Consider the following 14,668-nt stretch of genomic DNA (forward strand, 5'->3'; position numbering starts at 1 on the left):
CCTTATCGTCGGCAGCGTCAGATGTGTATAAGAGACAGCACCACCCCCGAAGCCGCCCCCGTTGACGAAAACCAACTCATTGCCGAGCGCCGAGACAAGCTCAAGGCGATCCGCGAGCGACAGGCCCAGGGCCTCGGCGTGGCCTTTCCCAACGACTTCAAGCCCGCGCACCACGCCGCCACTTTGCATGAGTTGCATGGCGACAAGACCGCTGAGGTGTTGACACAAGAAGGCCAGTTGGCCAAGGTGGCAGGTCGCATGATGCTCAAACGCGTGATGGGCAAGGCCAGTTTTGCCACGCTGCAAGACAGCACAGGACGCATTCAAATTTATGTCACCCGCGACGATGTGGGCGAAGACATCTACGCCGACTTCAAACACTGGGACCTGGGCGACATCGTGGCCTGCGAAGGCAAGTTGTTCAAAACCCGCACGGGCGAGTTGTCGATCCACGCCAGCAGCATTCGCATGCTCACCAAAAGCTTGCGCCCGATGCCCGACAAGTTTCACGGCGTGCACGACCAAGAGATCAAGTACCGCCAGCGCTACATCGATTTGATGACCGACGAGACAGCGCGCAAGCGTTTTGTGGCCCGCAGCAAAGCGGTGAGTGGCATTCGCGAATTCATGGTGCACCACAACTTCCTAGAAGTTGAAACGCCCATGCTGCACCCCATCCCAGGGGGTGCCAATGCCAAACCGTTCACCACGCACCACAACGCGCTGGACCAAGAAATGTTTTTGCGCATCGCGCCTGAGCTCTACCTCAAGCGCTTGATCGTGGGTGGGTTTGAGCGCGTGTTCGAGATCAACCGCAACTTCCGCAACGAAGGCATTTCGGTGCGCCACAACCCAGAATTCACCATGATGGAGTTCTATGCAGCGTATTGGAATTACCAAGACCTGATGGGCTTCACCGAAGAGTTGGTGCGCGACGCCGCCATGAAAGCCGCAGGCACGTTGCTGCTGACCTACAGTGGCAAGCCGGTGGATTTGAGCCAGCCGTTTGAGCGCTTGACCATTCCTGAAGCGATTCTGAAATACACCGATGCGGGCGACAACGTGGGCAACGCCGACTGGTTGATCGATGCGCTGAAAAAATTGGGCTTCAAAGAAGACAAAGACAAGCTCAGCACACGCAGCTTGGCCAGCCTGCAAGTGATGTACTTTGAAGAGACGGTGGAAGAAAAGCTGTGGCAACCCACCTTCATTTGCGAGCACCCAGTGGAAATTTCGCCCCTGGCACGCGCCAGCGATGTGCGCCCCGAAGTGACCGAGCGCTTTGAGCTCTACATCACGGGCCGCGAGTTCGGCAATGGCTTCAGCGAATTGAACGATGCCGAAGATCAGGCCGCCCGCTTTCAAGCCCAAGTGGCGGCCAAAGACAGCGGCGACGACGAAGCCATGTTCTTTGACCACGACTTTGTGCGTGCGCTCGAGTACGGCATGCCCCCCACGGGCGGATGCGGCATTGGCATTGACCGCCTGATGATGTTGCTGACCGACAGCCCCAGCATTCGGGATGTGATTTTGTTTCCGGCCTTACGACGCGAGAGCTAAGCCCTGTGCGTGCCCACAAAAAAAGCGAGGCCAAGGCCTCGCTTTTTTGATGGATCGGTCAAGATTTACTGCGGCTGAAAGCCACTGTCTTTGATCAACTTGGCCCACACCTGGGTGTAAGCACGCTCGCGCTGCGCCAGCTGCTGCGCGCTCATGAAGCCCACGGTCAAACCCATCTTGGTGAGGTGGTCGTTGACATCGGGCATGGCTAAAACTTTGGCCAACGCTTGACCGACGTGGTCAATGGTGGCCTTGGGTGTGCCCGCAGGGGCGAAGATGCCGTAGTAGGGCAAATCATCCACCCCCCCCAAGCCCAGCTCGGTGAAGGTGGGCACATCGGGCAAGGCCGATTGGCGCTTGGCACCCAGCACTGCCACGATGCGGACTTTGCCTGCTTTGTGGTTTTCAATGAAGTCGGGCACCGAGCCGACACCCGCCGCAATTTGGTTGCCCAACATGTCGGCCATCATGGGCGCGCTGCCACGGTAGGGGGCAGAAACCAAGTCGAGTTTGTATTTCTCACCCACCACTTTGACCAGAAACTCTGGGGTGGAGGCCGGTGCGGGGATGCCCACAGCGCCTTTGCCTGCCGCTTGCGATTTGACCCAAGCCACGTACTCGTTGAATGACTTGGCGGGTGTGCCACCCGAGACCGCGAATGCGTTGACGAAGGTGGCAAAGCCGGCCACGGGCACAAAGTCTTGGGCCGAGTCATAGCCAGGGTTTTTCACGACCAGGGGCAAGATGGAAATGGTGTGGTCGTGCGAGAGGAAAAGCACCGTGCCATCGGCAGGCGATGCTTTGAGCGCTTGGGCCGCCAGTTGTCCGCCTGCGCCAGGTTTGTTCTCGACCACCACAGACACGCCCAATTCGTCTTTGAGTTTTTCTGCCAGGGTACGCGCCACGGCATCGGTGCCGCCGCCCGGCGGAAAACCGACCATGAGCTTGATGGGCTTGTTGGCCTGCGCCGCAGCCAAGCCGCACGACACAACAAATGCCAACGCAGCCAGAGGCCGAAAAACTTGGGTGAAGACCGATCGACGAGACGCAAACATGTGACAACTCCTCAGAAGCAATGACAGTGAGTGGAAATGAAGATGACGCGACACGAGATTACACGATAGGCGGCTCTTGCGGCGTCGGGCCATCTGGGCTTTGCGCATGATCAGGATCTTGGCCGAACTCGCCTTCAGGCGAGTTTTTACGCGCTTCGCGGTCCTTGAGCTTTTCTTCTTTCTTCTTTTTCTTGGCCAGTTCGCGCTGACGTTTCTCGTAGTTGTAGTTGGGGGTGGCCATGGTTATTTTTTCTCCAGAGGCGGTTTGCAGTCAAAACAAAAGAAGGCCAGTGCGCCCGCAAAGCGACGTTGACTGCCCAGACGACGCGGCTTGTGCACACCGCACTTCATGCAAGACATGGTTTCACCCACCTTGCCCATGCCAACGAAGGGCGATCCGTTCTCGCGGCTGGTGAAGCGCAGACCGCTGTCGTCGACTTGGTTTTTTCCATTTTTGGTCGCCATCTGCTTCCTAGGGGGTTGGGGAGAAACTGGCTGCGGTTCAAGGCAACAAGTCCAATGCCCGCACGTAGGCGGGGTGGGTCATCAGCGCGTCCCAGGCTAGCGGCGAATGGGTGGGTAGCAGCGATTGTCGGCGTTGTTCGCTGGCGTCGCTGGCTTGCCAGCGGTTTTTCAGCAAACCTTCGGTCAGTTCATCGAGCGTGTCGTCCAAGGACCGGCCCTGGTCTGGCGTGTTCGCCAGACTTTGGTTGCACAACAGCACCAAGTCACAACCGGCGTTGAGCGCAGCCATGGCGGCTTGAGCGAAGCTGACCTCATGGCCTTGGATTCGTCGTGCGCCGGCCATGGACAAGTCGTCGCTGAAGATGGCACCGTTGAAGTGCAATTGCCCCCGCAAGATGTCTTGCAACCAGCGCGGTGAGAAACCAGCAGGCAAGGCATCCACCTTGGGATAGATCACATGGGCCGGCATCACACTGCTGAGCGTCGTGGTGAGCCAGCTGTAGGGCAAGGCGCAGTCGTTGAGCACGGCTTTGAGGCTGCGTTTGTCGACCGGAATGTCCACATGTGAATCGGCTTTGACAAAGCCATGCCCAGGAAAGTGTTTGCCGCAATTGCCCATACCGGCCAACAACAGACCGTGCATCAGACTTTTGGCCAAGGCGGTGACCACACGTGGGTCACGGTGGAACGCCCGGTCGCCAATGACGCCACTCTCGCCGTGGTCAAGGTCCAGCACGGGGGTGAAGCTGAAGTCAACCCCACAAGCGCGCAATTCACTGGCCAGCACAAAGCCACAGGCGGTGGCAGCGTCCATGGCAGCCAAGGCACCGCTGCCGCGATGGAATTCACCGCTGACGGCTTTGGCATCTTTCATCCAACGTTCGCCCAACGCACGCATGGGCGGGAGGTGGGTGAAGCCGTCGGTGCGAAAGCGCTGCACGCGCCCGCCTTCGTGATCCACGCTTATCAACAGGTCTTGTCGCACCGCCTTGATGTCAGCGCACAAGGCCGTGAGCTGAGCGCGGCTGTGCCGGTTGCGGCCAAACAAGATGATGCCGCCTGTCAGCGGGTGCGCCAGGCGCTGGCGATCCACCGCGGTGAGCTCGGTGCCGGCGATGTCAAGAATGAGGGGGGCGTGGTGGGACATGGACAACTTATTCTTTTTCAACAATGACAAAGCTGGTGGCGTAGTCGGACTCGTCGCTCACGCTGACCTGGGCTTTCAGGCCACGCGCTTCACACCACTCTTTGAGCACGCCATGGAGCACGATCACGGGTTGGCCGCTGGGCAGTTTGGCGACTTCGCATAAACGCCAGGTCATGGGCATGCGCATGCCCAATCCGATGGCTTTGCTGAAGGCCTCTTTGGCTGAAAAACGGGTGGCCACGTAGCGCACACCCCGATCTGGCCAACGCTGGCTGCGGCTGCGCCAAGTGGCCAACTCGTGGTCGGTCAACACTTTCTGGGCGAAGCGCTCACCGTGTTTGTCCAAGGACGCACGGATACGCCGAATGTCGCAAATGTCGGTGCCAATGCCGTAGATCATGCGGGCATGCACGCGAGGTAAGCGCGCACGGTGTCGGTGTAACCCATCTCCAAGGCATCGGCCACCAAGGCGTGGCCAATGGAGACCTCTTGCACGCCTGGCACAGAACGCAAAAAGGTACCTAAGTTGTCACGGTTCAAGTCGTGCCCGGCATTGATGCCCAACCCCACCGCGAGAGCGGCTTGTGCGGTGGCTTCAAAAGCAGCCAAGGCGCTCGCTTGGCTGGGCGTGCCAAAGGCACTGGCATAGGTTTCTGTGTAGAGCTCCACCCGGTCGGCACCCACGGCCTTGGCTGCAGCCATGGCGTCAGGCACAGGGTCCATGAACAGGCTCACGCGCGCACCCCAGGCTTTGGCTTGGGCAATCAAGGGTTTCAAACGCACAGCGTCTTGTGGGAAATTCCATCCGTGATCGCTGGTGAATTGACCTTCGCTGTCGGGCACAAAGGTCACCTGATGCGGGCGCACGTGCTGCACAAAGTCCATCAGGTTGTGGAAGGGGTTGCCTTCGATGTTGAACTCGCGATCTGGCCAAGCTTTGAGCAGTTGAGCCAAGGCCTGCACGTCATCGGCACGAATGTGGCGCGCATCCGGGCGCGGGTGCACGGTGATGCCCGCAGCGCCCGCTTTCAAGCACAGGGTGGCCGCACGGGTGACGCTGGGTATGCCCAGATGGCGCGTGTTGCGCACCAAGGCCACTTTGTTGAGGTTGACCGACAAGGCGGTGCGGGTGTGAGGCTGGGACATGGGATCAGAAACCTTGAAGGTCCACCATCATCTGCCGGGTGCGCAGGGTGTGGACCCCGCAATGGTAGTGCAGCAAGGCGCGCAGTTGGCCCTGCAAAGCATTGCGCTGGTCGGAAGGTAATTCAGCACAGACACGCAAGGTGGCGCTCATGGGGCTGTCGGCGTCCAGGCTGGCTTCGAGCAGCAGCCACACCGAGCCCGCCAGGCCCACACGGTCTTGCGGACCGTGGCTGCGTAAGCCCCCTTCGGCCACCAAGCTGTAAGCGGCATGGTCTTGCAGAGGGGCCAAGGTGAGGGTTTGGGCGTTGAGTTGGGGCAACAAGCCGATGTCTCGCAACACCAGCAGCTCAAAGGCCCGCAAGGCAGGCGCCATGGTGCCTTCGTGGCCCGAGGCCAAGACTTGCACCACTTGGGCGTACAGGTCAAACAAGCGAGGGTGAGGATCGTCACGCGCAAGCAAGCGCAGCAGCAGTTCGTTGAGGTAGTAGCCAGACAGCAAAGCCTCGCCCTGGGGCATGATGTGGCCACCCACCCATTCAGCGCCTTTGAGGGTGCGAATTTCAGCGTCGCCGGTGTAGGTGATGTGCAGGGGTTGCAAGGGCAGCAACACCGGGCGGAAATTGGAGGTGGGCCGCTTGGCGCCTTTGGCCACCAAGGCCACCCGGCCATGGTGGCGGGTGAAGGTTTCCAGAATCAAACTGGATTCGCTCCAGTCGTAGCGGTGCAAGACGAACGCGGGTTCTTCTTGGATGCGGGGGATCCCACGCTTAGAGATGACGGTGCTAGACTTACTCGTAGCCAAAGCTGCGCACCCGCGCTTCGTCATCGGCCCAGCCGGAGCGCACTTTGACCCACAATTCCAAGAACACTTTGGCGTCAAAGAGTCTTTCCAACTCGGTACGGGCCTCGGTGCCCATGCGCTTGAGGCGCTCGCCTTTGTCACCAATCACCATGGCTTTGTGGCCATCACGCTCGACCACGATGGTGGCGGCAATGCGGACCAGGCGTTTGACGGCCTTGGTTTTGCCAGGTTCTTCTTCGAACTTGTCGATGATCACGGTCGAGGTGTAGGGCAGCTCGTCACCGGTCAGGCGAAACAGCTTTTCGCGCACCATCTCGGCAGCCATGAATTTTTCGCTGCGGTCGGTCAACTCGTCAGCGGCGTACATCCAGCCTTGTTGCGGCAGGTACTTTTCGCAAATGCCCATCAAACGTTCCACGTCTTTGGCGTTCTTGGCCGACATGGGCACAAATTCAGCAAAGGCGTGGCGGGTTTGCATCTCTTGCAACCAAGGGGCCACATCGGCGCGGCTCTTGACCGAGTCGAGCTTGTTGGCTACCAAGAGTGTGGGAATGCCAGGTGCCAGCAAGGCCAGCACACGGGCGTCCGCAGGCGTGAAGCTGCCCGCCTCGACCACCAACAAGACCAGGTCCACATCGCCCACCGCACCCTGCACGGTTTTGTTAAGGGACTTGTTGAGGGCATTGCCATGGATGGTTTGAAAACCCGGGGTGTCGACAAACACAAACTGCGCAGCACCCTCGGTGCGCATGCCGGTGATGCGATGGCGCGTGGTTTGGGCCTTGCGCGAGGTGATGCTGATTTTTTGACCCACCAAGGCGTTGAGCAAGGTGGACTTGCCCACGTTGGGTTTGCCCACGATGGCAATCAGACCGCAGCGCTGCTCAGCAGGCGGCACGGCCACGGGGCTGGCTACCACACGGTGGCCTTTGCTGGCGGCCAGCATGGCGTCAATGTCTTGTGAACTTTGTTCAGGGTTGCCGTCTTGGGGTGCTTGGGGTGTCGTCATGTCGACTCTTTTAAAACATCAAGCATGGCTGCTGCGGCGGCCTGCTCTCCTGCACGGCGCGATGCGCCAATGCCACGCTCGCAGCGGGCCAGTTCGGGTATTTCGCACTCGACATCAAAGGTCTGGCGGTGCGCGGCCCCCAAGGTGCCGACCACGCGGTAGATGGGCAGCTTGAGTTTGCGTGCTTGCAACCATTCTTGCAATTCGGTTTTGGGGTCTTTGCCAACCGCTTGCATGTCGGGGTTGATTTCAACGCCTGAGAAGATGCGTTGCACCAGGGCGTGAGCAGCGTCATAACCTGCGTCGAGATAGACCGCACCGAGCACCGCTTCGAGTGCATCGGCCAAGATGGAGGCCCGTTTTTGACCGCCAGAGCGCATCTCGCCTTCGCCCAAGCGCAAGATGCCCGACAAGCCCAGCTCCACAGCCAAGTGGTGCAAGGTGTCTTGTTTGACCAGGTTGGCGCGCACACGCGAAAGATCGCCCTCGGGCAAGGTGCTCAGGCGCTGGTACAGCATATGGGCCACGCCCAGGTTGAGGACCGAATCACCCAAAAACTCAAGGCGCTCGTTGTGGTCGGAACTGAAGCTGCGGTGCGTCAGCGCCTGCACCAACAGTGCAGGGTTGCGAAAGCTGTACTGCAAGCGTTGTTGCAGGGTTTCAAGGATTTGTTGCTGGGTCAGCGAGGCTTGGGCCATGGGGGTGCGTGAGGTCATTCAAAAGCGCCAATGCGCTTGAGATTGCCAAAGTTCATCCACACAAAGAAGGCTTTGCCCACAATGTTTTTGTCAGGCACAAAGCCCCAGTAGCGCGAGTCGAGGGAGTTGTCGCGGTTGTCACCCATCATGAAGTAGTGACCCGCAGGCACTTTGCAAGTCACGCCTTCTACGCTGTAGCGGCAATTTTCTTTGAACACAAAGTCATCGGCACCTGGGACGAAGGCGGGACGATCCACATCGTTGAGCAGGTTGTGCGTACGCAAGCCCGTCATTTCTGAAGCCTTGGAGCCCATCGGCAACTTCTCTTCGAATTGCTTGATGTAGCGCATGCTGTCTTCTTCAAAGAAGTCTGCGCGTACATCTTTCGACACGGACTGGCCATTGATGGTGAGCTGTTTGTTCAAGTAAGCCACTTCGTCACCGGGCACACCGACCACGCGTTTGATGTAGTCCAGGCTGGGCTTGGGTGGGTAGCGAAAGACCATGACGTCGCCGCGCTGCACCGGATTGCCCTCGGTGACTTTGAGGTTCAACACCGGCAAACGCACGCCGTAGTGGAATTTGTTCACCAAAATCAGGTCACCCACCCACAGGGTTGGGATCATGGAGCCGGATGGGATTTTGAAGGGCTCAAACAAAAATGAGCGCAAAACAAACACCACGGCGATCACTGGAAACAAGCCCGCCGTCCAATCGAGCCACCAAGGCTGCATGATGAGACGAACTTTGGCTTCAGACACATCCACATCGGTTTGGGCAATGCCCAATTTGGAGAGTTCAGTGCGGCGTTTGTCGGCCTCTCGCTCCAATGCGGCCGCAGCAGCTTCGCGCTGGGGTAAAAAGTAAAAGTGTTCTGCGAGCCAGTAAATGCCCGTGACCACGGTGGCCATGAACATCAACAGGGCGAAGTTGCCTTCAATCAGTCCGAGGTACCAAGACCCGGCGTAGCTCACGAAGGCTGCGAGCACAAATGCGGTCAACGTTGCCATCAATCCTCCACCTGCAGAATGGCCAAGAAGGCCTCTTGGGGCACTTCCACAGAACCAATTTGTTTCATGCGTTTCTTACCTGCTTTTTGTTTCTCTAGGAGCTTGCGCTTGCGGCTGATGTCACCACCGTAGCATTTTGCCAGCACGTTTTTGCGCAAGGCCTTGATGGTCTCGCGCGCAATGATGTTGGCGCCAATGGCCGCTTGGATGGCCACGTCGAACATTTGGCGGCTGATGATTTCACGCATCTTGGCCACCACGGCACGACCCCGGTATTGCGCTTGGGTGCGGTGCACGATGATGGACAGCGCATCGACCTTCTCGCCGTTGAGCAAGATGTCGACCTTGACCACGTCGGACGTGCGGAACTCTTTGAACTCGTAGTCCATCGACGCATAGCCACGGCTGACCGATTTGAGCTTGTCAAAGAAGTCGAGCACGATTTCGCCCAGTGGCATGTCGTAGGTGAGCATGACTTGGCGACCGTGATAAGCCATGTTGAGCTGTACACCACGTTTTTGATTGGCCAAGGTCATGACAGCACCCACATAGTCTTGTGGCATGTACAGGTGCACCGTGACGATGGGTTCGCGAATTTCTTGCATCTTGCCCTGGTCGGGCATCTTGGCGGGGTTCTCCACCAAAACCACTTCGCCGTCGGGCTTGACGACTTGGTAGACCACGCTGGGTGCGGTGGTGATCAAGTCTTGGTCAAACTCGCGCTCTAAGCGTTCTTGCACGATCTCCATGTGCAAGAGGCCCAAGAAACCACAACGGAAACCAAAGCCCAAAGCTTGCGACACCTCGGGCTCGTAATGCAGTGAGGAGTCATTGAGCTTGAGCTTTTCCAAGGCATCACGCAAGGCGTCGTATTGGTTGGCTTCGGTCGGGTAGAGGCCTGCAAACACTTGAGGCTGAATTTCTTTGAAACCAGGCAAAGCTTGTTCGGCAGGCCCTAAGTTGTTGGGCAACTTCTTTTCTAAGGTGATGGTGTCGCCCACCTTGGCCGCTTGCAATTCTTTGATGCCCGCGATGATGTAGCCCACCTGGCCCGCCTCAAGCGATTCACGCGACTCGTTGGCGGGGGTGAACACGCCCAAGTTGTCGGCGTTGTAAACAGCGTGGGTCGCCATCATCTTGAAGCGTTCACCTTTGCCCAAGCGACCATCGACCACGCGAACCAGCATCACCACACCCACATACGTGTCGAACCAACTGTCCACGATCATGGCGCGCAACGGCGCGTTGGGATTGCCTTTGGGCGCTGGAATTTTGGCCACGACGGCTTCGAGGATCTCTTCAATGCCCATGCCCGTTTTGGCTGAGCAAGGAATGGCGTCGGTGGCATCAATGCCGATCACATCTTCGATTTCAGCTTTGGCATTGTCAGGGTCCGCCTGCGGCAAATCCATTTTGTTGAGTACCGGCACCACCTCTACGCCGAGGTCGAGAGCGGTGTAGCAATTCGCCACGGTTTGCGCTTCAACACCTTGGCTGGCATCGACCACCAAGAGCGCGCCTTCGCATGCAGACAATGAGCGCGACACCTCATATGAGAAGTCAACGTGGCCCGGTGTGTCGATCAAATTCAGGTTGTAGATCTGTCCGTCTTTGGCTTTGTAGTGGAGCGCAGCTGTCTGCGCTTTGATGGTTATCCCACGCTCTTTTTCAATGTCCATCGAGTCCAGGACTTGCGCTTCCATGTCACGCTCCTCGAGTCCACCGCAGCGCTGAATCAGCCGATCTGCGAGAGTAGATTTGCCATGATCGATGTGAGCAATGATCGAAAAGTTTCTGATGTGGTTCATCAAGGGGTGCACTTAAGTGATTGAATTCAAAGGGCGGAAGACATGAAAAAAGGGCGCGTCAGATGCTGACGCGCCCAGAACCAACAAGCAATGGCAACTGCGATAGTTGGGACTTCATTGTAGGCAAAAACCCGCAAACGCACAGCGTCTCGAACACCGTCACAGACACGTTGCAGGCTAACAACATCAACTTATTCACAGCTTATCAACATTTCGATTGTGGGGTTTATGGGACAACTTGTGGGCGATCTGTGGAGCACCTGTGGAGCTTGTCATCGGATCCCATATCGTGGATTCTTAAGGTCGCGATATATCGCAAAAGAACTTTCGACCCCCTAATTCTATACAAAAAGGGCTTGAACCCAGTCAGACATAAGTTAGCAAGCGCAAACAAACAAGGGGTTTAAAATATTTTTTAATCGGGCTTGAGGTTGGAAAACACCCCCAAATCCGACTGTGACTTAGGGATTTAACGCTGTGGACGAATGACCGTGTACTGCGCCCACTCACCTCTGCGAAACAACAAGCTCACTGGTTTGCTACGGTCAAGCTTAGCCACCAAGCTCTCAAATACCGACACAGAAGGTGTTTCTGAGTTGGACAAAGCCAAAATCACGTCGCCCTCCTGAATTCCGGCGCGTGTAGCGACTTCGGTGGCTGTGTCCACACGCACACCGCCACGTAATTTGAGCTCTTTTTTCTGCGCGTCACTCAGGTCACTCACCGTCAAGCCAAGCACCTTGGCTGCCAAAGATGCAGCTGGTTTGTCAGCTGGTGCGGCCGGCGCTTTCTTGGTCACTTTCTCCGCTTCCACTTCACCCACAGTGATCGACAGGTCACGGCTGCTGCCTCGACGCCAGATTTGCAGCACGCTGCTAGTGCCCGGCTTGGTGTTGCCCACCATGCGGGGCAAATCGGTCGATTTTTCAATCGACTTGCCATCAAAGCGCAAGATGATGTCGCCCGCTTCCAATCCGGCCTTTTCAGCAGGAGAACCGGGCTCGACACCACGCACCAATGCACCCTGTGCTTTGGCAAGCCCCAGGGACTCTGCCACTTCTTTGCTCACCTGGTCAATTTGGACACCCAAGCGGCCACGCTGCACCCGCCCGGTGGCACGGAGTTGCTCGCTGACGCGTATCGCCTCGTCAATGGGAATTGCAAACGAGATACCCATGAAGCCACCCGAACGGGAATAGATCTGGCTGTTGATGCCCACCACTTCCCCTCGCATATTGATCAAAGGTCCGCCTGAGTTACCTGGATTGATGGCGACATCGGTCTGGATGAAGGGCAAGTAATCCCCGGTGTCACGTTGCTTCGCACTGACGATGCCTGCAGTCACCGTATTTTCAAGACCGAAGGGTGACCCAATGGCCATCACCCACTCACCCACTTTGAGTCGGCTCACATCACCTATCTTCACCGCAGGCAAGCCATTGCCTTCGATTTTGACCACCGCCACGTCACTGCGCTTGTCAACGCCAACCAGTCGCGCTTTGAATTCACGCTTGTCTGGCAGCGTCACCAGCACTTGGTCGGCGCCTTCAACCACGTGTGCGTTGGTCATGATGAAGCCATCGCTCGACAGAATAAATCCCGAACCTACGCCGCGGGGCTGCTCTTCATCGGGTTGCTGAGGTTTGTTAGGGCGCTGCTGGCGTGGCGCATTGGGGCTGGGCATGGGCACGCCAAAAAAACGCCGGAAAAATTCTTGCATTTCCTCGTCTTGGGGGCCGTTCTGCGCGTCTCTCACTGCCGCTTTTTCAAGCGTTCGGATGTTCACCACCGAAGGGCCCACCTGTTCGACCAAGTCCGTGAAGTCGGGCAAGGTGCGCAGGCTTTGCGCAGTCGCGAGTTGCGGTGCACCTAAACCCATGCCAAATGCACAGATACCGCCAATGACCAAGACCTTGGACAGATAACGTTTCAAAGCCATACAAACTCTCTTTCACGACAATGGCCCGCAGGCATAGATTGCAAGGCGGATAGCGTGCCAGCACGACGGATCGTCTTGGCGGCACAACCACAACCAGCGAGACTTCAAAATATCCGAATCAGATAAGGGCCTCAAGCGCAAAAGCAAGACCCATTGAAAATCCAATGAGACGCGAGGATGCTCTAACCGAATCATCTCCGGGCGCTCCAGGGGTTGAAGCAAGCACCAACCATTGCCATCCCAATTCAAAGTTCCGCGCTTCTGTGACACCGCCGCGTAGCCCATCGCCGAAGCGCTGACCAGGCAGACCGCCCCCATCACCATCCATACACTCATAGGTTGAACGATAGCCCAAGTTACCCAAACACAAGTTGTCACTGAGACAAAGCCAAGGTAAAGCCAGTGGGCAAAAGAACAACGCCCCACCGGAAAAGCGACCGATGGGGCGTTATGCATCACACGCAGCTGCGTTAAACGCGCTTGAAAACAAGCGCGCCGTTGGTGCCACCAAACCCAAAGTTGTTTTTCAAAGCAACATCGATGCGCATATCGCGAGCGACATTGGCGCAGTAGTCCAAATCGCAGTCTGGATCTTGGTTAAAGATGTTGATGGTGGGAGGGCTCTTTTGGTGATGAACGGCCAGCACGGTGAAAACGCTTTCAACCCCGCCTGCGCCACCCAGCAGATGCCCTGTCATTGACTTGGTCGAATTGACCACCACCTTTTGAGCGTGGTCTCCCAAAGCCGCTTTGATGGCATTGGTTTCGTTGATATCGCCCAATGGCGTGGATGTCCCATGCGCATTCAAGTAGTCGACTTGGTCAGCCGTCACACCGGCATTGCTCAATGCACTGAGCATGGCGCGACGAGGACCATCCATGTTGGGCGCCGTCATGTGGCCTGCATCGGCACTCAAGCCGTAGCCACCTAACTCTGCATAAATCTTGGCGCCGCGTTTTTTGGCGTGTTCGTACTCTTCAAGGACCAGAACGCCAGCGCCTTCGCCCAGAACAAAACCATCGCGATCACGATCCCAGGGCCGCGAGGCGGTGGTGGGATCGTCGTTGCGGGTCGACAACGCACGCATGGAGGCAAAGCCGCCCACACCCAAGGGCGAAATGCAACCTTCAGAACCACCTGCGATCATCACGTCGGCATCGCCATACTCAATATGACGACCTGCTTCCCCGATGCTGTGCAAGCCCGTGGTGCATGCTGTGACCACGGCCAAGTTTGGACCCTTGAAGCCAAAACGCATCGACACATGTCCAGAGATCATGTTGATGATGGAAGCAGGGACAAAGAATGGCGAAATACGGCGTGGACCTTTGGCCAGCAGTTCGTTGTGCATGTCTTCAATCAGTGGCAAGCCACCGATGCCAGAGCCAATCACAACCCCAATTCGGGTCGCTTCTTCTTCACCTAAGGCGTCGCCCGTTGGCAAGCCTGAGTCTTGAACCGCCTGGATCGCAGCCGCAACGCCGTAATGGATGAACTTGTCCATGGCACGCGCCTCCTTGGGGGCGATGTACTGGTCAAGGTCTAAGTCTTTCACTTCACCGGCGAAATGGCAATTGATCCCAGACGCATCAAAGCGTGTGATGGTGCCAATGCCGGATTTGCCAGCCAAAAGATTGGCCCAGGCCACATCCACCGTGTTTCCCACGGGGCTGATGCATCCCAGACCGGTCACGACGACGCGACGACGGCTCATGCGGAGATTCCTATGAATTAGGCTTTTTTGTGCGTCAACGCGTAATCAATCGCGTTTTGCACTGTTGTGATTTTTTCGGCATCTTCGTCTGGGATTTCGATTCCAAACTCATCTTCCAAAGCCATCACCAATTCCACGGTGTCCAGGGAGTCAGCACCCAAATCAGCCACAAAGGCTTTTTCACTGGTGACTTGTGACTCTTCCACGCCAAGTTGTTCGGCAATGATTTTTTTGACACGTGCTTCGATATCGCTCATGGGGTCCCTCAGAGGGTTGTGAATAAGTCCGCAATTTTAACCGGGCGGACACACCGT

The 14,668-nt window shown here is 57.2% G+C and carries 15 protein-coding genes; 1 reads left to right on the forward strand and 14 read right to left on the reverse strand.

Going from position 1 to position 14,668, the window contains the following annotated elements:
• Positions 1–21 precede the first annotated feature (21 nt).
• Complete coding sequence (gene lysS / locus ACKWJN_RS15225; protein WP_408598316.1) at positions 22–1,560, forward strand: lysine--tRNA ligase; 1,539 nt, start codon at positions 22–24, stop codon at positions 1,558–1,560.
• 65 nt (positions 1,561–1,625) lie between these two features.
• Here the strand turns inward: lysS and ACKWJN_RS15230 are convergent, their stop codons facing one another.
• The 14 genes from ACKWJN_RS15230 to acpP form a co-directional block, all read right to left on the reverse strand.
• Positions 1,626–2,615 carry a Bug family tripartite tricarboxylate transporter substrate binding protein gene (locus ACKWJN_RS15230; RefSeq protein WP_408598297.1) on the reverse strand — a complete coding sequence of 330 codons (990 nt, stop codon included), beginning with the start codon at positions 2,613–2,615 and terminating at the stop codon, positions 1,626–1,628.
• 58 nt (positions 2,616–2,673) lie between these two features.
• Positions 2,674–2,856 (reverse strand): hypothetical protein, encoded by a 183-nt coding sequence (locus ACKWJN_RS15235; protein WP_408598299.1) that lies wholly within the window; start codon positions 2,854–2,856, stop codon positions 2,674–2,676.
• Positions 2,857–2,858: 2 nt separating this feature from the next.
• Positions 2,859–3,080: a hypothetical protein gene (locus ACKWJN_RS15240; RefSeq protein ID WP_108301947.1), complete on the reverse strand. Its 222-nt coding sequence runs from the start codon at positions 3,078–3,080 to the stop codon at positions 2,859–2,861.
• Between the two features lie 37 nt (positions 3,081–3,117).
• Positions 3,118–4,227, reverse strand: a complete 1,110-nt coding sequence (gene nagZ, locus ACKWJN_RS15245; RefSeq protein WP_408598301.1) for a beta-N-acetylhexosaminidase — start codon at positions 4,225–4,227, stop codon at positions 3,118–3,120.
• A 7-nt stretch (positions 4,228–4,234) separates the two neighbouring features.
• Positions 4,235–4,627 carry a holo-ACP synthase gene (acpS, locus tag ACKWJN_RS15250; protein ID WP_408598302.1) on the reverse strand — a complete coding sequence of 131 codons (393 nt, stop codon included), beginning with the start codon at positions 4,625–4,627 and terminating at the stop codon, positions 4,235–4,237.
• Positions 4,624–5,373, reverse strand: a complete 750-nt coding sequence (locus tag ACKWJN_RS15255; protein WP_408598303.1) for a pyridoxine 5'-phosphate synthase — start codon at positions 5,371–5,373, stop codon at positions 4,624–4,626. The genes acpS and ACKWJN_RS15255 overlap by 4 nt, the downstream gene beginning before the upstream one ends.
• A gap of 4 nt (positions 5,374–5,377) precedes the next feature.
• Entirely contained in the window at positions 5,378–6,175 is a 798-nt protein-coding gene (recO, locus tag ACKWJN_RS15260) for a DNA repair protein RecO (RefSeq protein ID WP_408598305.1), read from the reverse strand.
• On the reverse strand, positions 6,162–7,184 hold the full coding sequence (gene era, locus ACKWJN_RS15265; RefSeq protein WP_408598307.1) for a GTPase Era: 1,023 nt from the start codon (positions 7,182–7,184) through the stop codon (positions 6,162–6,164). The genes recO and era overlap by 14 nt, the downstream gene beginning before the upstream one ends.
• A complete protein-coding gene (gene rnc, locus ACKWJN_RS15270) occupies positions 7,181–7,900 on the reverse strand; it encodes a ribonuclease III (protein WP_408598309.1) in 720 nt (239 codons plus the stop codon). The genes era and rnc overlap by 4 nt, the downstream gene beginning before the upstream one ends.
• Entirely contained in the window at positions 7,897–8,892 is a 996-nt protein-coding gene (lepB, locus tag ACKWJN_RS15275) for a signal peptidase I (protein WP_408598310.1), read from the reverse strand. Before lepB ends, rnc begins: the two co-directional genes overlap by 4 nt.
• Positions 8,892–10,700 carry a translation elongation factor 4 gene (gene lepA, locus ACKWJN_RS15280; RefSeq protein WP_408598312.1) on the reverse strand — a complete coding sequence of 603 codons (1,809 nt, stop codon included), beginning with the start codon at positions 10,698–10,700 and terminating at the stop codon, positions 8,892–8,894. Before lepA ends, lepB begins: the two co-directional genes overlap by 1 nt.
• Positions 10,701–11,169: 469 nt before the next feature.
• Positions 11,170–12,579: a DegQ family serine endoprotease gene (locus tag ACKWJN_RS15285; protein WP_408598317.1), complete on the reverse strand. Its 1,410-nt coding sequence runs from the start codon at positions 12,577–12,579 to the stop codon at positions 11,170–11,172.
• A 530-nt stretch (positions 12,580–13,109) separates the two neighbouring features.
• Positions 13,110–14,354, reverse strand: a complete 1,245-nt coding sequence (fabF, locus tag ACKWJN_RS15290) for a beta-ketoacyl-ACP synthase II (RefSeq protein WP_408598314.1) — start codon at positions 14,352–14,354, stop codon at positions 13,110–13,112.
• A 17-nt stretch (positions 14,355–14,371) separates the two neighbouring features.
• Complete coding sequence (gene acpP, locus ACKWJN_RS15295) at positions 14,372–14,611, reverse strand: acyl carrier protein (RefSeq protein ID WP_100146452.1); 240 nt, start codon at positions 14,609–14,611, stop codon at positions 14,372–14,374.
• Between the last annotated feature and the right edge of the window lie 57 nt (positions 14,612–14,668).

The sequence above is a fragment of the Limnohabitans sp. genome (assembly GCF_046052825.1).
GTDB lineage: Bacteria > Pseudomonadota > Gammaproteobacteria > Burkholderiales > Burkholderiaceae_C > Limnohabitans.

Bases quoted from the DNA above. Each gene is read 5' to 3' on its own strand.
- lysS (WP_408598316.1), top strand. From the start codon at position 22: ATGTGTATAAGAGACAGCACCACCCCCGAAGCCGCCCCCGTTGACGAA.
- ACKWJN_RS15230 (WP_408598297.1), bottom strand. From the start codon at position 2,615: ATGTTTGCGTCTCGTCGATCGGTCTTCACCCAAGTTTTTCGGCCTCTG.
- ACKWJN_RS15235 (WP_408598299.1), bottom strand. From the start codon at position 2,856: ATGGCCACCCCCAACTACAACTACGAGAAACGTCAGCGCGAACTGGCC.
- ACKWJN_RS15240 (WP_108301947.1), bottom strand. From the start codon at position 3,080: ATGGCGACCAAAAATGGAAAAAACCAAGTCGACGACAGCGGTCTGCGC.
- nagZ (WP_408598301.1), bottom strand. From the start codon at position 4,227: ATGTCCCACCACGCCCCCCTCATTCTTGACATCGCCGGCACCGAGCTC.
- acpS (WP_408598302.1), bottom strand. From the start codon at position 4,627: ATGATCTACGGCATTGGCACCGACATTTGCGACATTCGGCGTATCCGT.
- ACKWJN_RS15255 (WP_408598303.1), bottom strand. From the start codon at position 5,373: ATGTCCCAGCCTCACACCCGCACCGCCTTGTCGGTCAACCTCAACAAA.
- era (WP_408598307.1), bottom strand. From the start codon at position 7,184: ATGACGACACCCCAAGCACCCCAAGACGGCAACCCTGAACAAAGTTCA.
- rnc (WP_408598309.1), bottom strand. From the start codon at position 7,900: ATGACCTCACGCACCCCCATGGCCCAAGCCTCGCTGACCCAGCAACAA.
- lepB (WP_408598310.1), bottom strand. From the start codon at position 8,892: ATGGCAACGTTGACCGCATTTGTGCTCGCAGCCTTCGTGAGCTACGCC.
- lepA (WP_408598312.1), bottom strand. From the start codon at position 10,700: ATGAACCACATCAGAAACTTTTCGATCATTGCTCACATCGATCATGGC.
- ACKWJN_RS15285 (WP_408598317.1), bottom strand. From the start codon at position 12,579: ATGGGTTTAGGTGCACCGCAACTCGCGACTGCGCAAAGCCTGCGCACC.
- fabF (WP_408598314.1), bottom strand. From the start codon at position 14,354: ATGAGCCGTCGTCGCGTCGTCGTGACCGGTCTGGGATGCATCAGCCCC.
- acpP (WP_100146452.1), bottom strand. From the start codon at position 14,611: ATGAGCGATATCGAAGCACGTGTCAAAAAAATCATTGCCGAACAACTT.